21 protein-coding genes are annotated in these 17,598 nt (G+C 57.0%); 13 read left to right on the top strand and 8 right to left on the bottom strand.

All coding sequences use genetic code 11. From position 1 onward, the window contains the following. The 4 genes from HGP17_RS32350 to HGP17_RS32335 form a co-directional block, all read right to left on the bottom strand. Entirely contained in the window at window positions 1-603 is a 603-nt protein-coding gene (locus HGP17_RS32350) for an SCO family protein (RefSeq protein WP_168815928.1), read from the bottom strand. Continuing rightward, window positions 600-1,226: a copper chaperone PCu(A)C gene (locus tag HGP17_RS32345; protein WP_246704312.1), complete on the bottom strand. Its 627-nt coding sequence runs from the start codon at window positions 1,224-1,226 to the stop codon at window positions 600-602. The genes HGP17_RS32350 and HGP17_RS32345 overlap by 4 nt, the downstream gene beginning before the upstream one ends. 88 nt (window positions 1,227-1,314) lie before the next feature. Next, complete coding sequence (locus tag HGP17_RS32340; protein ID WP_205926229.1) at window positions 1,315-1,722, bottom strand: DUF2946 family protein; 408 nt, start codon at window positions 1,720-1,722, stop codon at window positions 1,315-1,317. A 210-nt stretch (window positions 1,723-1,932) separates the two neighbouring features. Continuing rightward, window positions 1,933-2,421 (bottom strand): DoxX family protein, encoded by a 489-nt coding sequence (locus tag HGP17_RS32335; protein WP_168815926.1) that lies wholly within the window; start codon window positions 2,419-2,421, stop codon window positions 1,933-1,935. A gap of 119 nt (window positions 2,422-2,540) precedes the next feature. On the opposite strand from HGP17_RS32335, the gene HGP17_RS32330 reads away from it, so the two are divergent. After that, window positions 2,541-3,446 carry a LysR family transcriptional regulator gene (locus tag HGP17_RS32330; protein ID WP_168815924.1) on the top strand — a complete coding sequence of 302 codons (906 nt, stop codon included), beginning with the start codon at window positions 2,541-2,543 and terminating at the stop codon, window positions 3,444-3,446. Between the two features lie 82 nt (window positions 3,447-3,528). On the opposite strand, the gene HGP17_RS32325 is transcribed toward HGP17_RS32330, so the two are convergent. Then, on the bottom strand, window positions 3,529-3,849 hold the full coding sequence (locus tag HGP17_RS32325) for a tetratricopeptide repeat protein (RefSeq protein WP_168815922.1): 321 nt from the start codon (window positions 3,847-3,849) through the stop codon (window positions 3,529-3,531). A gap of 105 nt (window positions 3,850-3,954) precedes the next feature. Here HGP17_RS32325 and HGP17_RS32320 point away from each other — a divergent pair, with 105 nt between their 5' ends. Next, on the top strand, window positions 3,955-4,644 hold the full coding sequence (locus HGP17_RS32320) for a metalloregulator ArsR/SmtB family transcription factor (RefSeq protein ID WP_168815921.1): 690 nt from the start codon (window positions 3,955-3,957) through the stop codon (window positions 4,642-4,644). Window positions 4,645-4,708: 64 nt separating this feature from the next. On the opposite strand, the gene HGP17_RS32315 is transcribed toward HGP17_RS32320, so the two are convergent. Then, window positions 4,709-4,888 carry a hypothetical protein gene (locus HGP17_RS32315; RefSeq protein WP_168815919.1) on the bottom strand — a complete coding sequence of 60 codons (180 nt, stop codon included), beginning with the start codon at window positions 4,886-4,888 and terminating at the stop codon, window positions 4,709-4,711. Window positions 4,889-5,350: 462 nt separating this feature from the next. Here HGP17_RS32315 and repA point away from each other — a divergent pair, with 462 nt between their 5' ends. The 9 genes from repA to HGP17_RS32270 all read left to right on the top strand — a co-directional run bounded on the left by repA (window position 5,351) and on the right by HGP17_RS32270 (window position 14,547). Beyond that, window positions 5,351-6,574 (top strand): plasmid partitioning protein RepA, encoded by a 1,224-nt coding sequence (gene repA, locus HGP17_RS32310; RefSeq protein ID WP_168816017.1) that lies wholly within the window; start codon window positions 5,351-5,353, stop codon window positions 6,572-6,574. Beyond that, window positions 6,571-7,614: a plasmid partitioning protein RepB gene (gene repB / locus HGP17_RS32305; protein ID WP_168815917.1), complete on the top strand. Its 1,044-nt coding sequence runs from the start codon at window positions 6,571-6,573 to the stop codon at window positions 7,612-7,614. Before repA ends, repB begins: the two co-directional genes overlap by 4 nt. Window positions 7,615-7,812: 198 nt before the next feature. Next, window positions 7,813-9,036: a plasmid replication protein RepC gene (repC, locus tag HGP17_RS32300; protein ID WP_168815915.1), complete on the top strand. Its 1,224-nt coding sequence runs from the start codon at window positions 7,813-7,815 to the stop codon at window positions 9,034-9,036. A 157-nt stretch (window positions 9,037-9,193) separates the two neighbouring features. Then, complete coding sequence (locus HGP17_RS32295) at window positions 9,194-9,643, top strand: ester cyclase (RefSeq protein WP_168815913.1); 450 nt, start codon at window positions 9,194-9,196, stop codon at window positions 9,641-9,643. Between the two features lie 148 nt (window positions 9,644-9,791). Further along, window positions 9,792-10,883: a bifunctional DNA-binding transcriptional regulator/O6-methylguanine-DNA methyltransferase Ada gene (gene ada / locus HGP17_RS32290; RefSeq protein WP_168816015.1), complete on the top strand. Its 1,092-nt coding sequence runs from the start codon at window positions 9,792-9,794 to the stop codon at window positions 10,881-10,883. 166 nt (window positions 10,884-11,049) lie between these two features. Then, window positions 11,050-11,673: a hypothetical protein gene (locus HGP17_RS32285; RefSeq protein ID WP_168815911.1), complete on the top strand. Its 624-nt coding sequence runs from the start codon at window positions 11,050-11,052 to the stop codon at window positions 11,671-11,673. 279 nt (window positions 11,674-11,952) lie between these two features. Continuing rightward, window positions 11,953-12,696, top strand: a complete 744-nt coding sequence (locus HGP17_RS32280) for a 2OG-Fe(II) oxygenase (protein WP_168815910.1) — start codon at window positions 11,953-11,955, stop codon at window positions 12,694-12,696. A 606-nt stretch (window positions 12,697-13,302) separates the two neighbouring features. Next, the gene (locus HGP17_RS32275) at window positions 13,303-13,593 is read left to right on the top strand and encodes a hypothetical protein (protein ID WP_168815908.1); all 291 of its coding nucleotides are present in this window, start codon (window positions 13,303-13,305) and stop codon (window positions 13,591-13,593) included. 264 nt (window positions 13,594-13,857) lie between these two features. Beyond that, the gene (locus HGP17_RS32270) at window positions 13,858-14,547 is read left to right on the top strand and encodes a hypothetical protein (protein WP_168815906.1); all 690 of its coding nucleotides are present in this window, start codon (window positions 13,858-13,860) and stop codon (window positions 14,545-14,547) included. A gap of 87 nt (window positions 14,548-14,634) precedes the next feature. Here the strand turns inward: HGP17_RS32270 and HGP17_RS32265 are convergent, their stop codons facing one another. Then, window positions 14,635-15,135, bottom strand: coding sequence for an HIT family protein (locus HGP17_RS32265; protein WP_168816013.1), 501 nt, complete (start codon window positions 15,133-15,135; stop codon window positions 14,635-14,637). 583 nt (window positions 15,136-15,718) lie between these two features. Continuing rightward, on the bottom strand, window positions 15,719-15,973 hold the full coding sequence (locus tag HGP17_RS32260) for a hypothetical protein (protein WP_168815904.1): 255 nt from the start codon (window positions 15,971-15,973) through the stop codon (window positions 15,719-15,721). A gap of 252 nt (window positions 15,974-16,225) precedes the next feature. On the opposite strand from HGP17_RS32260, the gene HGP17_RS32255 reads away from it, so the two are divergent. Both HGP17_RS32255 and HGP17_RS32250 read left to right on the top strand, forming a co-directional pair. Further along, window positions 16,226-16,423: a hypothetical protein gene (locus HGP17_RS32255; protein WP_168815902.1), complete on the top strand. Its 198-nt coding sequence runs from the start codon at window positions 16,226-16,228 to the stop codon at window positions 16,421-16,423. 221 nt (window positions 16,424-16,644) lie between these two features. Next, entirely contained in the window at window positions 16,645-17,259 is a 615-nt protein-coding gene (locus tag HGP17_RS32250) for a glycosyltransferase (RefSeq protein WP_168815900.1), read from the top strand. Window positions 17,260-17,598 lie beyond the last annotated feature (339 nt).

Raw genomic sequence — 17,598 nt, 5'->3', positions numbered from 1 at the left:
TCATGCTCCCTGGGAAGGCTTAAGGAGGACATCGCGAATCTTGGCGAGCGCCTGGGCGCGATCCATACCGTAAGGTATCAACCCCTTCAGCCGCCCATCCGGGCCGATCAGCAGCAGCGAAACGGTGTGGTCCATGTGATAATTGCCGTCCACGCTCGGCAGCTTTTCCGCATGGATGATCCAGCCATCCGAAACCTTCTTCATTTCCTCGGGCTTGCCGGTAATGCCGGTGATACGGTTGCTGAACGCATTGACGTACTCGTGCATGACCTCTCGCGTATCGCGCTCGGGATCGATGGAGAAGAAATAAGCCCTTAAGGCCTTGCCCTGGTCTCCGAGGGCATTCATCCAATCGGCGACCTCGAAAAGGGTCGTGGGGCAAGCCTCCGGGCAATGTGTATAGCCGAAGTAGACGAGCGCCGGATGCCCCTTGAAGATCGACTGATCCACGGGATGCCCCTGATCATCGATCAAGGAGAAATTGGCATCGAACGGGACGGCCCGTCGTGTCTCGGCATAGATCGAGAACATCAGCGCCAGGAGGGCAGCGACGAACAGCGTGGCCGAAGACATGGCCACGATCGCAATGGTCTTCTGCTTCATTGTGCGTGACCCTCATGGCCGCCGTGCATCGCAGCACCGACGTCATCAAGCGGCCCGGCAATCTTGCCGACGACAAAATCGGCTTCGACGTCGCCGGCCTTTTCGAAGACGAGCACCGTTTTGACCGTCTCACCCTGCTTGAATGGCTTCGCGATATCCTGGAACATCAGATGGTAATTCGGCTCCAGCCGGATTGTCTCGCCAGCCGGAATGGTAAGACCGCCCTTCAATTCGCGCATGGTCATAATGCCGTTGTCCATGCTCATCTGATGCAGCTGCACGGTCTTTGCGCGCTCTGAACGAGCACCGATCAGCCGGTCCGGCTCGCTGCCCGTGTTGGTGATGGTCAGGTAGCCATCACCGACCTTGGCGCCGGGCACCATGGAATGCGACGCGGCGCGATCGATCCGGATGTTGCCGGCAGGCTTGTCCTGCGCCGCTGCAACCGTTGCAATCAGCAGAAAGACGGCGGCGAAGATGCTCGCCGCAACCCACGATCCCGAGCGGCTGAACTTGTTGGTAGATCGAACCACATCGAGGACTTTGCCCTCAGGTTTGGCACGAACAAAAGAGACGCCCATTGCGTTGCGCTCCGCAACTTCTGTGGCAGTGATGATAAACATGAAAAACAATCCTGATCCGCGGCCAACTGTGCAAAGGCAGTCGGGCCGACGCTGTAAGGCGCGCTACGGCGCCTGCCGCAACGCGGGTTCAAGCAAGGATAGGATTGGAGGGTGGCGCTCTGGGGCCTGTGTTTGGAGGAAAAAGCTGGCGGTAGAAGACCTCGGCACGCAGCGGCAATTCGACGGTTGTGACGAAGCCAACACGAGCGCCAACCACGTCGGCTGGCGTCGGCAAGACGACCGACGCACTGATGCGGCATGCCTCACAGCCGTTCAGATGGGCTATCTTGCCGTGCTCTTTGCCGGAGCCGTCGTCAACGGTGACGCATAGGGTGGGAAGAGTGCCGTCGGGCAGGACATATTGCGCAAGCTCGGCCGGTGACAGCTCGCTTGCCGCCAAAGCAGGAACCTGATGCGCGTAACCGACGAACACCAGCGCGATCGCACACAAGATGCGCACCGCCCACTGCCCGATCTGGTTTTTCACACGCTGCAATTGATCCCCCGCCGAAAAGGCGTCCAGCGTGTGATATCGGCATTTCTCCTCGACCTCAATGCGGCAATCCGCGCACCCGAAACGCGCCATTCTGGCCGGTGTTTGCCACACGGGCTCCATTCCTCTAGGCCCTGTGGATCTGGCCCTGGAATGCGCCGACGCGCTTTGGGCGGCTTCACGTGTCTGGAGGACTTAAAGGTCGAATATCCGTTACAGCTCGCGCCCGATGCGCGCGTCGAGCGATACCGGGCCGCCGCCATGAATTGAGATGAGTAGCGCCATAAATCCGAGCATGACGGGATACTCGATGCCGCGATCAATCCAGGGCCATGTCGGCCCCATGGCGATGCTGATGAAGGCCATTTCGACAGCCAGCATCGGCGCGAACAGGCGGGTGAACAAGCCGACTGCGACCGCAAGGCCACCAAAGGTTTCGAGAAGAGTGACCACCGTCGCCAACTCGGAGGCGAAAGGCAGATGCAGGCTGTTGGTGATGATGTTGATCGATCCCTGCATCGGATCGGCCATGGTGCCGTGCGCTGCGCGCATGATTTTCGGCAGTCCATGCGTGACGATCGTCAGGCCGAACGCAAGCCGCAGAAGCGCGTAGGATACCGGCCTGGCCCATCGGTAAAATCCCGCGAGGCCCGGAATGAAAAGCGAAGTCTCGACAGAGCTGTGGTCTGCTGGTTTCGACATGCTGCGTTCCTTCCATCCGTGATGATTGGAAGGATAGGTCGTTCATCTTTTTCGCTGAAGAGAGCGGATTTCAACTTCATCATTTCAAAAATCATAACGATCGACTAAAGGACCGATCTATGGATCGTATCGACTCAATGCGTCTCTTCGTGCGAATTGTCGAACGGGGAAGCTTTGCCCAGGCGGCAAGGGATCTCAACGTCCCCCGCCCGACGGTTACCCATGCCATTCAGAAGCTGGAGACGGAATTGGGGGTGCGGCTTCTCGAGCGCACCACCAGGAACGTGCAGCCGACGCGTGACGGCGCCATCTATCGTGAGCGCTGCATTCGATTGCTGGCCGATTTCGACGAACTCGAAAATGCGTTTCGCGACAGCGAGCCCCGAGGGCCTTTGCGCGTTGACATGCAGGGGACGATGGCGCGATTTTTCATCATGCCGGCCTTGCCTAGCTTCGTCGCGCGCTACCCGCAGATCGGTTTGAATCTGAGCGAGGGAGACCGCATGGTCGACCTCATAAGGGAAGGCGTCGACTGTGTGGTGCGCGCCGGCACGCTGCCCGACTCGTCGCTGATTGGTCGACGTATCGGCATGTTCGAGCAAATCACCCTGGCAAGCCCTTCCTACATCGAGCGCTACGGATTGCCCGCGTCGGCGGAGCATTTGGAGGGACACCGGATGGTCGGCTACAGCGCGTCGGCCACCGGCCAAGCCTATCCGCTCGAGTTCGAGCGCGATGGACAATCAATACAGGTCAGCCTGCCGAGTGACGTTCTGGTAAGGGGCGCCGAGATCTATACGGCTGCCGGGCTGGCGGGGTTGGGATTGATCCAGGTCCCCCGTTATCGCGTGGCCCATCAGCTGGCATCCGGGCACTTCCTGCCCGTACTCGCCGATTGGACGGTGCCGCCGATGGAGGCCTCGGTCCTTTACACACAAAACCGCCAGCTCGCGCCGCGCGTCAGAGTCTTCATCGACTGGCTTACCCAGGTGTTCCAGTCGGAAGCAACCGATAGCAAAAGCTGACGCGCGCACTCCCGCCACCGGCGGCTGCGCAGCGCTATCCGTTGCGATGCTGTTCCTGCTCACAAACCTGGCCGCCTTGCAGTCACGTTCCCTTTCGGGCGCGCTTCAGCCAGACAGACATCTGCCGCTCGGCCTGGATTTCGCCTCGCAATCGGGCAGCCACGCAGCCCTTTTCCCACGCATCGAGCGCGGCCGCTTCGTGCCCAAGCGCCAACTCGCAGCGGCCGAGCTGCGCCCATGCGGCAGAAAAATCAGGAGCTTTCAAAACAGCTTCGCGCAGATGCGAGGCGGCGCGCTCCACATCCTTTGCATCGAAAAGGGCCTTGCCGAGAGCAAAGCGCAGGAGCGCATCATCAAACCCTTGATCAAGTCGCTCGTTTAGTCTGTCAATCAAAGGCGACATAGCGGATGGAACCAGAGTAGCGACATGTGCATCTCATACTTGTTAGAATAGCTTTCCTGAGCTATTTACAAAGCAATGACTTTGAAAATATGACCGGCGGAGACGATGTCAAGCCATAGCCTGGAGAAACAAAGCGGCCTTGCAGGTGAGCGGGTGCTTCTTGAGATCAAGATGCGCGGCCCTCAGACAGCGGCGCAACTGGGGCAGCGCCTCGGCACCACCGGAGAAAATGCGCGCCAATTGCTGCTCAAGCTTGGCGACGATGGCCTTGTGACGGCTCAAAGCGTTTCGGTGGGTGTCGGACGGCCCAGGCAGGTCTGGCATCTCACGCCCGCATCGAGGTCGCATTTTCCGGATGCCCATGCAGATCTGACACTCGGGCTGATCAAGGGCATTCGGGATCTGCTGGGTGAAGACGCGCTGGACAGGGTCATCGGCGCGCGTGAGACGGAAACCCGCAAGCTCTACGAACAAGCGGTATCAGGTGCCCAGTCCATCGAGGAACGGCTGTCGAGCCTGAGAGATATCCGGTCTCGTGAAGGCTATATGGCGGAATGGACGAAGGCCGAAGACGGCGATGGCTGGCTCTTCGTGGAAAACCACTGTCCGATCTGCGCTGCCGCAGAACTCTGCCAAGGTTTCTGCCGGGCCGAACTATCCATCTTTCGAGACATCCTGGGTCAGGATGTCTCCGTCGAGCGCGATGAACATATCCTCGCGGGAGCGCGTCGTTGTGCCTATCGCGTGAGACCTGCGCATGACAGCGGATCTTCTCAGCGGTCGATGTCACAATAACGGCAGGTCATCACACCGCTTGGGACGACCCAGACTGCCAGTCAAAGACTCAAGCCAAAATCATTTAGCGCGATTGGAGCTGCGTATTGTCTTCCGCAGCCGTCGGCGCCGCAGGCGCTTCCCTCTCGATATCCTGATCGAGCGTCAACTCCAGCTTTCCCCAAATCGACGTCTTGCGATCCGTCGGCTTCGATTTCCGAGACTGCTTGATTTCGACAATAAACGGCTTTGTCTGCTGACGCATAAATCCTCCAGGTAGCGAATCGCAGTGTGACGATAGCCGGTTGATAAGCGGACGCAACTGCCTGCACACGCTTACCCTGCAGTTCTCGTGGGCGCCAGGCCAGAGCGCTTCACCAAGAGATGATAAAAGCGCCCATCGACGTCGCGCCGAACCAGCGGCGGTGCCTTCAATTTGTCAAAAGTGAGTCGGTGATTCTCCTCTCCCCATGCATTTTGCGGGCACCATCTGGTCACATGGACGGCGGAAGTGTTGGAGAAGGTGTGGGAAACCGCAATTCACCAGGATTACGCACTGTTCGAAATATGACATAAAAATAACGACTTAGAGAATATTAGTCGGCTTCTTTTTCTCTCAACGTTAACGGGGCGTTAACCGTTATTCTCTGGACGCAAAGATAGAATCGTGTTCTATCTTTGGCGGGCAAAGGCCGGCAAGCCGGTGATCAGCCGCCAAGAGGGACAGATGGCGATAGCGCAACAAACACAGACGGCAATGCCGTCCAAGGAAGATGCAGGCAGCAAGATTACGCGCCATGCAAGCCTATTGTCGAGCCAGCTTCAGCAGCTGAGAACGCGCATGTATCCGCCGAGGTCTGAAAAGGCCCTGCGGCAATTCCTGACCAACGAAGTATCCAAGCTGACCTCGATTCCGGATTCGACCCTGAAGCTGATGTCGAGTGAAGGCCGAGGCCCTGTTCCAAGCCGCCTTGAGAACAATCATCGGGTCTATACCTTGGCTCAGGTCAATGAGCTGCGCGAACTATTCGCCAAGCAAAAGCCTTCGGAGGCTTTGCGCTTTCTGCCGCGTCGCCGGCCGGGCGAGCCCATGCAGATTCTGGCGATCGCCAATTTCAAGGGCGGCAGCGCCAAGACGACAACATGCGTCCATCTCGCGCATTATCTCGCTCTCCAGGGTTATCGCGTGCTTGCCCTCGATCTCGATCCGCAGGCATCGTTGTCCGCCATGTTCGGTGCACAGCCGGAGATCGATGTCGGTGCCAACGAAACCATCTATGCCGCGCTGCGCTACGACGAAGCAGAACGCCGGCCTATCCGCGATATCATTCGCAAGACCTACTTTGATGGCGTGGATCTGATTCCCGGCAATCTGGAGGTCATGGAATACGAGCACGAAACACCCCGGGTCCTGGCCAACAGATCCGGATCCGGCGCGATCTTCTTCGAGCGCCTCAAACTGGTGCTTGCCGAAGTCGACGATGACTATGACGTGGTCATTCTCGATACGCCGCCTTCGCTCGGCTTCCTCACTCTCAGCGCGATCTACGCCGCAACCAGCATGATCATCACCGTGCATCCGGCCATGCTCGATGTCGCATCGATGAGCCAGTTTCTGCTGATGATGGGCGACCTTATCAGCGTGCTGAATGAGAGCGGTGCGCAGCTCGATCAGGATTTCATTCGCTATCTGGTGACCCGTCACGATCCGAATGACGGGCCGCAGTCCCAAGTGGTCGCGATGCTGCGCCATCTGTTTGGCTCTGACGTTCTCCTGCCGACGGCAATTGAGAGCACGGCGGTCGAAGCCGCTGGCCTCGCCAAGCGTTCGGTCTATGAACTGGAATGGGGACAGATCGGGCGCGATACGCACAAGCGTGCGCGCGAAGCGGTCGATGCCGTCAACGAGGCCATCATAGAACTGATCAATACGAGTTGGGGTCGCGGATGAGCAAAAACCCTCGCAAATCTATCGTTGCCAGTTTCGGCCTGCTGTCAGCTTCGCTCGAGAATAGTGATGCCGAGGTCGCTCCGGCTGCATCTGATCCTTCTCAAGCACAGCCACCTCAAACAACGCGTGTCGGTGCCGGCGTGATCGGTGCCGCTCATCGCGCAATAGGCGACATCCGTGCTGAGCGCGATCGTCTGCGAGCCATTATCGAATCCGGTGAAGGCTCAATCCACGATCTCGATCCGAAGACGATCGATCCGTCCCCCTACCCCGATCGGCTGCCGGATGATGATCCGAAGGACTTCGACAGCTTCAAGCGCTCGATTGAGACGGAAGGCCAGAAGGTTCCAATTCAGGTTCGGCGCCATCCTTCGGCAGAGGGCCGATACCAAGTCGTTTACGGTCATCGCAGATGGCGGGCAGCACTCGAACTGGGCCGACCGGTACGCTCCATCGAGGTGGAGATATCGGATCTCGATCTGGTCGTGGCCCAGGGCATCGAAAATGCCAGCAGACAGGATCTCACCTGGATCGAGCGGGTGTTGTTCGCCTCGCGCATGGACGATGCCGGCATCAAGGCGCGGGATATCTATGCCGCGCTTTCCATCGAGCACACGGAACTCGCCCGCATGCGCAGTGTCTATCGCTCGGTTCCCGCCGATGTGATTGAAGCGATTGGCCGCGCTCCGAAGATCGGGCGGCCTCGCTGGATTGATTTCGCCAAGACGATTTCATCCACGCCAGGTGCGCTTGAGGCCGCGCGCAATGCATTGAAGACAACCGATAAGGCGCCTGCGTCATCGAACGAACGATTCCAGCGGGCGCTTGGTGCTGTAAAGCCGGCATCCGAACCGCAGGTTTCCCTGACATCGATCGCCGATGCGGCTGGAGACAAGCTCGTCACTCTTTTGAAGTCGGCAAGAGATGTTCGCATTTCCGCCGACGGGCCGCTCGGCCTTGAATTCTTGAAATTCGTTGAGAACGAAATGCCCGACCTTGTCGAGCGTTTCACACGTCAAAGAAACAATAGGAACGCATGATCGTCCCTTGGGGACTGTCGGCAGATTTCAGAGAAAGGAAGTCTGGCAAAAGAAAAAAGGCCCCCAAACGTTGCCGTCGTGGAAGCCTTCTCTTCAATGTAGCAACTGAAGAATCGCATTTTCACGAATCCCAGTCAAGAGTTTTTGGCACCGTTTTTGGTGAGCGGATTTTTTTTGCCCTCTTGTAGGTGAGGGAAAATGCAGATTGGAACTGTGACGACGCCATTTGGGCGCCGGCCGGCTTCGCTTGCCTTGGTGCGGCAGCATGTTGCTGCGGCCGAGATCGCGCCCGGCAAATCAGCTGATAAATGGAAAATCTTCAGGGACGCATCGGAAGCAAGGGAATTGCTCGGTCTTCAAGACCGCAGTCTTGCCGTTCTCGATGCGCTGCTGAGCTTCTATCCTGAAAACGAGCTACGCCAGGACGCGCAGCTCATCGTCTTTCCTTCGAACGCACAATTGAGCTTGCGAGCCCATGGCATCGCGGGCGCTACCTTGCGACGGCACCTGGCCTTGCTGGTCGACGCCGGCCTGATCCTTCGAAAGGACAGCGCCAACGGCAAGCGTTACGCCCGCAAGAACAGGACAGGCGAGATCGAGAATGCCTTCGGTTTCGACATTTCGCCGCTTCTGGCACGTTATGAAGAACTTGCCGCCATGGCGCAGCAAGTCGCAGCCGATCGGATTGCGCTCCGCCGGGCCAAGGAAAATCTGACAATTTGCCGTCGAGACGTCCGCAAGCTTGTTGCCGCGGCAATCGAGGACGGCATTCCAGGCAACTGGTCGATTATCGAAAGCCTTTATGAGAGCCTCGTCGACCGCATTCCCCGTAGCCCGACCATCAGAACCATCGACCTGATTTTGGACGAAATGGAGCTCCTGCGCAGCGAAGTCGTCAACCTGTTGGAAATGCAGGATGAAACCGAAAATTCGAGCACCAATGATGCTCATAGTGAGCACCACAAACAGAGTTCAGAATCCGAATCTTTCTATGAACTTGAACCAGGCTCTGAAAAAGAGCGGGGAGCAATTACGGAGAAAAAGAACGACCCTCGTGGGGAAACCATGCGGGTGTTCCCACTTGCGCTTGTGTTGAAGGCCTGCCCGGACATCGTGGCGTATGGCCCGAAAGGCACGATCGACAATTGGCGCGAGATGATGTCGGCGGCGATTGTCGTACGCTCGATCTTGAACGTCAGCCCATCGGCCTATCAGGATGCCTGTGACGTGATGGGGCCTGAAAATGCGGCCGCGACTATTGCCTGCATCCTAGAGCGGGCTGGACATATCAATTCAGCCGGCGGTTATCTCCGAGATCTGACAATGAAAGCAGCACGTGGCGAATTTTCGCTTGGCCCGGTTTTGATGGCGCTGCTGCGAGCCAACAGCCCAAACAACCTTAATGTCAGAAAGGCATCCTAGGCGTCTTCGATATTGGCAATCTCTGATATCGGTTGGCACCCAATCTCGGTTTTGAAGGCAAGAACCGGAGTTTGAGCAAGGGAACACTCCAATAGGACTATTTCCAGGACATCGATCGGTTCGATGATCCCTGAGATGGAATATGAGGATTGTTTCAATGAGCAAAGAAGACGACAACAAGGCGATAGTCGGTCGCTGGTTCACCGAGTTCTGGGGCAAGACAGTAGATCTGTCCGTCATCGACGAGATCGCGGCACCTGATATGCTTCTGAAGTATTCGCTCCATGAGCCACGCCGTGGTCGCGAAGATATCAAGGCTTTCATGGTCGACTTCCGGGCTGCATTTCCGGACCTCGGTTTTTGGGGCACCGCAGACCTTCTGGCGGAAGGCGATTACGTCGTCGGCCAATGGGAAGGCGGCGGAACCCATACAGGCCCGGCTTTCAACGACTTCCTGATCGGTGGTCTTCCAGTCGGCACGGGTCGCAAGATGCACTTCACCGGAACCACCGTCCTGAAAGTGATCGATGGAAAAATCGTCGAGGAAATCGGTCTTGATGACGGCGTGACCGCGCTCACTCAACTCGGTCTGATCAAAGTCGCCTGATCCGATCTAACGGAAGAAACGGGCTTGCGACGAATACCGTCGCGAGCCCTTCATCCGTCATTCGAAGGTCCTGCGGCAAGAACCGGGTGGGCATCGAACCGCTTTGGTTGCAGGCTCGAATAACCCGGAAAACCGAAAGGTTGGAATGATGAGATCAAAGCGCGCTTCCATTCCTGATCTGTATCAGGATCTCGGCACGACAGATCCACGCTGGATCGCCCTTCTCTCTCGAGACAAAGCGGCAGATGGTGACTTTTGGTATTCTGTTTCGACGACGGGAGTCTATTGCCGGCCGTCCTGTCCGTCACGATTGGCCAATCCGGTGAATGTGACCCTACATGACACGTTGGAAACCGCTCGTGCCACCGGCTTTCGATCATGCAGACGCTGCCATCCTGAGAGGGTTTCTCTGCAGCATGAAAACGCAGCTCTGGCGGCAAAGGCCTGCCGGATCATCGAGGAAAGCGAAACATCGCCCTCGCTGGAGGATTTGGCGGACGCGATCGGCCGCAGCCCCAGTTATTTTCATCGCCTGTTCAAGGCCGCAACTGGTTTGACGCCGAAAGCCTATGCGGCAGCCCATCGCGCCAGGAGGGTGCGCCAAAATCTCGATGACGGCACCAGCGTTACGGCAGCGATCTATGATGCCGGCTTCAATTCAAGCAGCCGCTTCTATGAGAAATCGACCGAGATGCTTGGCATGACCCCAACGCAGTATCGTCGTGGCGGGGACAAGGAGGAAATACGATTTGCGGCCGGCCAAACATCGCTGGGTTCGATCCTGGTCGCCTCGAGCGCAAAGGGCATCGCCGCGATCCTTCTTGGCGACGAGCCGGAGACCCTCCTGCGCGATCTTCAGGATCGCTTTCCAAAGGCTCGACTTATCGGCGCCGATCGCGATTATGAGGCGCTCATATCGCGGGTGGTCGGCCTCGTCGAAAATCCCGGCATCGGGCTTGATCTGCCTCTCGATGCCAGAGGCACGGTATTTCAGCGCCGCGTATGGCTGGCATTACAGAATATTCCGGCCGGCGAGCGCATGTCCTATTCTAAAATTGCCCATAGGATCGGTTTGCCCTCCGCCACAAGAGCTGTTGCCGGAGCCTGCGCCGCAAACAGGCATGCCGTGGCAATCCCCTGCCACCGAGTGGTTCGCAACGATGGTGCGGTTTCGGGTTATGCGTGGGGTATCGATCGCAAACAGGAGCTTCTCGATCGAGAAGCAAAAAGGAACGCCTAGATGAGCGGCGGATACTTGCCTCATCATCGAGTTCTACGATCATCTTGCACACCATCGCCCCTGTTGCACAAGGGCCAACCGACGGCGATATTGCGATCATGCGTCATCCCCGAATGACGGTTCGGCGCAAAGGCCGATCGACCCATTGTCTCGAGGGACAAGAACCATGCCTCTGCAAAATCGCGTCACGCCGTTCGGCGATATCGTTTCCATTTCACAGCGAGGCCTGTTTACCGGCAATCGCGGCATTATCCACGATCCGAAAACAAAAACCCTGCTGACGCGGCGCTGGTCGTCCAAGGCATGGCTTGTCTGCGAGTGCGAATACAAGGGACGCCGCCGCGAGGTCATGGCAAACCGCAGCTGGACGGAGCTGTTCTTCCTTGATGAGGCCGTTGCCTTCGCAGCCGGGCACCGGCCATGTTTTTACTGCCGCCGAGGTGCCGCCAAGGCGTTCCGTGCGTGTTGGGCGACCGGCAAGCACATGGCAGTTCCTTCCGCCGCAACGATGGATGCGGAACTGCACGCCGAGCGTCTCGATCACGGCCGCAAGCGGCTTCATCGGCTTTCCACGCCGCTCCACCAGTTGCCTGACGGCGTCATGGTGGCAGCCGGAGACGCGGCTTACATGCTTCGGGGCGGCTTGGCATATCGCTGGATAGAAGTGGGTTATGCTCCACCGAGGCATCTTAAGACTGCCGATTGGCTTATCACGCCGCCCTCGATCGTTCTGGCCATGCGTGCAGGCTATCACTTGAGATTGCATGCTTCGAGCGATCTCTCCTCGTAGCGATTGATTTTGCCCTGGTTCGGGGCTGCTCATCGGAAAGGCCGGTAGGTTTCCGAATTTGAAAGCAAGGAACGGAGTTCGCAGCGTCATGAGGCGGCGTAGCTTCGCCCTTAGTCACGGATCAAGAGGCACATGCATGGAACTCACCAACGTCGCCGCTCGCCATTTGGCGTCGCTCCGTAAATTGGTGTGCGACCCTACTCTGTTCCACATTGTGAATGGCGCTTGATTAGCCGGGTAATTTAAGCCGGAAGAACACTCTAAAATTGGACGACGAATATGAATGTGACCACTCTCTCCTCGGCGTCGGCGCCAGTCACCGCAGAGGGCCGGATCAGCCGTTACGACTGGAATCTGCTTGTCGGAGACCTCGATAATTTCGGCTGTGCTGTCATGCCAAAATTGCTGACGCCGGATGAATGCACGGCGATTGCCTCGCTCTATCCCGATGAGAGCCGTTTCCGCAGTCACATTGTCATGGCCCGCCATGGATTCGGCAAGGGCGAGTATCGCTACTTCAAGTATCCCCTTCCCGATCTGATCGGTGACTTGCGAACCGCGCTTTATCCGCGTCTTGCCAGTGTCGCCAATGCCTGGAACGAACGGATGGGAATGGAGGAGCGATATCCAGGCGAGCACGCTGAATTCCTGAGACAATGCCAGAAGGTGGGTCAGGCAAGGCCGACACCGCTGCTTCTTCAATATGTTCCGGGTGATTTCAACTGCCTGCATCAGGATCTGTACGGCGATCTCGCCTTTCCAATCCAGGTTGCGGTTCTTCTCTCTGAACCGGACAGAGATTTTACCGGCGGTGAGTTCGTGTTGACCGAACAGCGGCCGCGCATGCAAAGCCGCGTTGATGTCGTGCCCCTGCGGCAGGGCGATGCGGTTGCTTTCGCGGTTCACAATCGGCCGGTGCGAGGTTCCAAGGGGAATTATCGCGTCAATCTGCGCCATGGGGTGAGCCGCGTACGTTCCGGCATGCGCCACACGGTCGGCATCATTTTCCACGATGCCCGCTGACGGTTCTGCAAGCTGGAGGGCGGCAGGACCACATCCATCAAACTTCTTCGGGGGATCGATGGATGGGCCGTGCTCTCTAACCGAGCCTGATCTCTAGATATCCGACGGCCCGGAGCGAGTCCGAGGCAATAATCTTTAGCCGGATGCTATGAGGTCGATATGTCGTCTTATGGGGCTAGCTCGCTTGTCGAATGACAATTCATGACCGGGCATGCCCCATCGGCGCTCGGGACATAGGCCCGCACGCCGTACAGGCCAGGACCGCATTGCGCTGACTGGGAGACATAGCGATCATAGAGTGTCATTCGACCATCATGCGAGGGATAGCGCAGAATTGCCTGGCGATTGCCGGCAACGAAACTTTGAATTGCCGCGCAGCTGTGCGATGGCGTGTCATAGCGTGGTGTTGCCATTACCGGCACTCCGGTGCCTGTCAATATTGCGATCGCAAATATGAATTTCCACATTGGTGCCCCTCTCCCACGTCTCCAAAAGCTATGCGCAGGCGATGCGGCCGCGATGATAGCATACGGCAAGCCCTTCCTCCGGATACAATGATGGAACACGCCGGCGGCCGCTTGGCCTTTCCTTCCTAGGATATATCGGATGGCCAATCGCTCCGATTCTTGTTTTCAAATCGAAAAACTTAAAGTGGACCGGCCGTGGTTTACAGGGTCGTTCTTATCAGTTGCCGACGATAAGATCTCTGATCCGCAGCCTCGCGCAAGCGCATCGTCCCCTGCCCTTCAAAACCTCAATACAGGCACTTGGGACGCCTTCGTCAGCGCTGTATATCAGGAGGAAATGAAGTGCCTCGTAAGTTCACCAAGGCAATATTGCTATTATTTTTCAGCACATTATGTCGGCATAAAAAACGGTAGAATTGAGCATAATTGAATAAAAGCAGCTCAAATTCGATGGCGATTGCCCCACTTTGCTAGCATTTATTCGGACCGATTGCGAGCCTTTAAAAATCACCTAATCTATGGTTGTTGGCATTGATTCGAATCTCGATATCCTTGTGGTCCGGTTCGTAGCGCCGCTAGTGCGATAGGATTTTCTATTTCGCCGTGGGACGGACGGTGTGCAGGTTGGACGCCGAGCGCGGAATTTCCGGCACGGTCGAGAAGAACGGGCGTGATTGCTTGGGAAGAGGGTGGAATGAGAAAACTTATAATTTCGATTGCGATTGTCATGGCGGCATCCCCGGCTTTCGCGCAAACCGCGCCAGTTGCCAGCAAGAGCGGCTATGGCAATGACCGCAATCTGCTGGGCGATCCTTCCGTACTGAACAGAAGCATCGAGGCTTGCAGCCATAGCGCCATCAAGCCGGACGTGCAGCGCAGCCTCGCTAAACTATTTGGGGTCACTGAAGCCAATGTTCGCTTCGAGTTTTGCCGGCGTATCTATACGGCCTATGCGAAGGGTGCGATTCCCTATGATGACTACGTTCAGTTTGCTGGGGGTGGCGGCATGCCGGCCAGCATCTTGAGGGCCTTACGTATTCCGGCCTCTGCTCCATTGAAGCGGCGGCAAGAGCGAACCGAAATTGTTCTGCCGGCCTCGGCAACGATGGATAGCGGGGAACGTTTCAAGGGGTCCACGATCGCGTCGGGAACAAGCGGCCACTTCATGGTTCGCTCTTCGCGGCGATCGATCAAATGTGCGGGCGATTACGATCTGAGGGATCGGCGACCGACCGTCACACTTCCCGTCAGATGCTCTGATGGCCGCACCGGCGAGGTCTTCGTGACCAGGTCGACGGATCTCATGTCAGCGTGGGGAAAGGTAAAACTTTCCGACGGAAGCACCGGCCGCCTGATTGTTGGTATCGCGCGCAAGCAGCTCTAGCAAATTTAAGAATCGCTGTTTCGCCATAGATTATTCTATTGCAACTAACTGCCTTCGCGGAGTTTCATTCGCCCGGCATTCGGGTGCCTAGTCGGCTCCGTGTGATTGGCTTCCCATCATCTCGCGCAGGCGCTGGATGGCGTCGGCAACAGAAGGCCCCTGGATCTCTGGCGGACTGGCGCGCTCGCAAAATTCGCGCCAGACAAAAAATGTCAATTCTGCACCATCCGTTTCGCTTTCTCCCTCTCCTTCCGCGAAGGTCTGAAGAAGTCGATAGCGATCATCTTCCCAAAAGAGCCTTTCGATCCATTCATAGATCGGGATGACGTGGAAATGAATCGTGCGCCCGGGAACGTGCCCGTAGCGGCCGATATAGACGCGCTCCGCATTCAGTCCTTGTTTGAGCGCGGTTTGCGCGGCTGCCAGCAGTGGGCCAAGCTCATGTAAAGCGCCTTCTGAAAGTTCCGATAGATCTGTGGCGAAACGCCGGGAGCTGACGATGAGATAACCGGGAAGAGCGGAGTTCGAGCGATGGCTCACACGCCAATGCTCCGCATCCAACACGGCAAAATCCGAAGACGTTTCCAAAGGTTCCCCGACCAGCTCGATGCGTAACACTGGCCTTTAAGATGGCAGAAAGATCATTGGGAAGGAAGGGTGCTCGCGTTGCGGGATAGGCGGACTTTGGCTTGCCGTAGTCAGTGGGTTTTTCTCCGCCTGAGCCTTTGTCGTTTAACGCTACGACGGAGCTTCTAAAACCGTGACAGCTGTCACGTTTTTTGGGCGGACGTTAAAGACATAAGCGATGAAGTAGCGTCATGCCTCTATGGTTTTCTTCGCTGCCGTCCTTCATTGAACCGATGAACGCGGCGACCGGTGCCTGCGTGATTGGGATGTGCGGGATGGAGCAACTAACGAAAATCCTGCCGACGAACGCCGGTGACATTTCCTCGGCAGAACCGTGACAGCTGTCACGGTTCTGCCGACAACAGGAAGCGCGTTATTCTGTCGGTCCCGTGAGCAATCTCGAGAGACCCGCAAAGAAGTGGCTTTGATGTGACGGCCGCGCATCCGCGCTGTTGACTCGCTGCACGCTGACTTAGCTGGCGAAGTGCAGTTCCTCACCCGCGGTAGTCGGAAGCCGATCGACTTCAAAATGCCCCTCTTGTCTTCATGGCGGAGCTATTTCGACGATAAACAACACCATGATTGCGAGATCAAAATTGGAAAGCGACAGGACGATTTGAAATTGCCTATCTTTTCGACGCAGCGGCGACTGCGCGATTGGGTCTCGCCGCTGCGCTTCGATATGCTTTTCGATACGAATATCATGGACGCAGACAAAATCGAGCGGATCTGAAGACTTGAGCCTTTGACATCCGGAGGATGAGCGTTTCGAGATCTGGCTACCTGGCCAGGCGCGCAATTTGCCGGGCTCCCCTCCGTCACCGACGTCAGCCTGGGTCGCCACTGAACCTGTTATTTTTGGGCTGAAAGGGGACGGCCGTATCGAAAGCTCTTCAGATCAACAGGAGCACCGATCACCGGCGGCTTTGCCGTCAACCTCGAGAATTATCCCACGCCCGCTTTCAGCAACTGGCTCAGCACCTGCGGAGCGTCAATGGAGGGCTGGAAGCAATATGTCAGCTTCAAGGGCTCTTCAGGAGTGGCCTGCTAAATGATGATTGGTCGTACGGGTCTTCTGTCGGGAGGAGCAATCGAGCGCTTCGCTGCGAATACGGACGATATGGATTATCCGAGAGGCGGCATCGTGGATGTCAGCGCCGTCGCCATGATCTATGCCGACGGGCCTCTCACTCATACCGGCAATGTCGCGCAGAGCTCACTCCACACGCAGCAGCGCCTTTCGCAGTAAGGCGTCGGCAGGCGTTGGGGTGAGCGGAAGAGCCATAATGCTGGTCGGGCAGTTTGCTCGGGATCAATTTCGTCGCAGCAGCGAGGCATCAATGCCGATCGAGGTTTGCCTCATGGGGTGGACTTAGAAGCGTTTCAGTCTGTGAAGCAGCCGCAGCCGCACGCGCGTTATGCGACGAGGCGGTCTCTTCGGACGAACGAGCCTGATCAATGGGAGGGTGCGTGAATTTCAATCGCAACCATTCCCGTAAAAAGGTGGCGATTACGCTCGAAGGATTTGCCCGTGCCCATGCAGACAAGGCGCCAAATGCGCGGCTTTATCTGCATTGGGGCGCAGCACGCACGGGGCCAGATTTGATGCGAGAAACGCACGCGTTAGATATCGTCGATAGTGTCCTTATTCCGGAAGCCGCCGGGGTCATCAGCGAGACATTGGCGCTTCTTTACCGGGCCATGGATGTGGGAATCAACACGTCGACAGGGGAGGGATGGGGATTACCGGCTTTCGAACATGCTGCAACCGGCGCGCCGCAGATCGTGCCAAGTCATAGTGCTTGCAAGGAACTGTGGCGCGATGCGGCTTTGCTGCTTACGGTTTGGCGAAACGTGAACCTCGCCGGCTGGATTGACGGCGGTGAGGTTCGACCGATCGACGTCTGTCTGGCTTTGGAGAGATTGATAACGGATAAGGACTACTACGAGAAGACAGCAAGCGCCTGTCAAAGAATTGCTGAAGGTCGCTGCTATTCTTGGGATGTGATATGTGAACATTGGCTTCGGTGGCTTAGCGACATTGAATCATCGCGAAGCGAGGCAGTCAGCTGGTCCGCGCGATGATCAAGATCTTACGCGACCTGGCTTTGGAGAAGGGCAGGGGTGCTCCTGGCGTCGGATAGCAGTCTGGGCGCCTGTTATGAGGTTCCGGATCGGAACGGTGCTGCGATAGGGACTCAAATGCGCTTGTTTGATGCCGGGAGTAGAAGAGCTAAGAAAATGAAGTTTAATATGATTCCCATTATAGGGAAGCTAAATCAGTGAAAACTTCCCTCTGGGCTGTGATTGGTTTTGCATCAAATTTGGCGAGGCGTATGTCACCTCTTGTCTGCGGAACCATTTGAAGGGTTCAGACTGTCCTACCGGGCAGCGACCTGAGCATTTCCCAACCGGGCATTAATT

The organism is Rhizobium sp. P38BS-XIX, from assembly GCF_012641435.1.
Lineage (GTDB): Bacteria > Pseudomonadota > Alphaproteobacteria > Rhizobiales > Rhizobiaceae > Rhizobium.
Note: the sequence above shows the minus strand (reverse complement) of the source record. Positions and strands in the feature narration are given on the sequence as shown.

Excerpts from the sequence above, each read along its gene's own strand:
- HGP17_RS32350 (WP_168815928.1), bottom strand. The coding sequence starts at position 603 with ATGAAGCAGAAGACCATTGCGATCGTGGCCATGTCTTCGGCCACGCTG.
- HGP17_RS32345 (WP_246704312.1), bottom strand. The coding sequence starts at position 1,226 with ATGTTTATCATCACTGCCACAGAAGTTGCGGAGCGCAACGCAATGGGC.
- HGP17_RS32335 (WP_168815926.1), bottom strand. The coding sequence starts at position 2,421 with ATGTCGAAACCAGCAGACCACAGCTCTGTCGAGACTTCGCTTTTCATT.
- HGP17_RS32330 (WP_168815924.1), top strand. The coding sequence starts at position 2,541 with ATGGATCGTATCGACTCAATGCGTCTCTTCGTGCGAATTGTCGAACGG.
- HGP17_RS32325 (WP_168815922.1), bottom strand. The coding sequence starts at position 3,849 with ATGTCGCCTTTGATTGACAGACTAAACGAGCGACTTGATCAAGGGTTT.
- HGP17_RS32320 (WP_168815921.1), top strand. The coding sequence starts at position 3,955 with ATGTCAAGCCATAGCCTGGAGAAACAAAGCGGCCTTGCAGGTGAGCGG.
- HGP17_RS32315 (WP_168815919.1), bottom strand. The coding sequence starts at position 4,888 with ATGCGTCAGCAGACAAAGCCGTTTATTGTCGAAATCAAGCAGTCTCGG.
- repA (WP_168816017.1), top strand. The coding sequence starts at position 5,351 with ATGGCGATAGCGCAACAAACACAGACGGCAATGCCGTCCAAGGAAGAT.
- repB (WP_168815917.1), top strand. The coding sequence starts at position 6,571 with ATGAGCAAAAACCCTCGCAAATCTATCGTTGCCAGTTTCGGCCTGCTG.
- repC (WP_168815915.1), top strand. The coding sequence starts at position 7,813 with ATGCAGATTGGAACTGTGACGACGCCATTTGGGCGCCGGCCGGCTTCG.
- HGP17_RS32295 (WP_168815913.1), top strand. The coding sequence starts at position 9,194 with ATGAGCAAAGAAGACGACAACAAGGCGATAGTCGGTCGCTGGTTCACC.
- ada (WP_168816015.1), top strand. The coding sequence starts at position 9,792 with ATGAGATCAAAGCGCGCTTCCATTCCTGATCTGTATCAGGATCTCGGC.
- HGP17_RS32285 (WP_168815911.1), top strand. The coding sequence starts at position 11,050 with ATGCCTCTGCAAAATCGCGTCACGCCGTTCGGCGATATCGTTTCCATT.
- HGP17_RS32280 (WP_168815910.1), top strand. The coding sequence starts at position 11,953 with ATGAATGTGACCACTCTCTCCTCGGCGTCGGCGCCAGTCACCGCAGAG.
- HGP17_RS32275 (WP_168815908.1), top strand. The coding sequence starts at position 13,303 with ATGGCCAATCGCTCCGATTCTTGTTTTCAAATCGAAAAACTTAAAGTG.
- HGP17_RS32270 (WP_168815906.1), top strand. The coding sequence starts at position 13,858 with ATGAGAAAACTTATAATTTCGATTGCGATTGTCATGGCGGCATCCCCG.
- HGP17_RS32255 (WP_168815902.1), top strand. The coding sequence starts at position 16,226 with ATGATGATTGGTCGTACGGGTCTTCTGTCGGGAGGAGCAATCGAGCGC.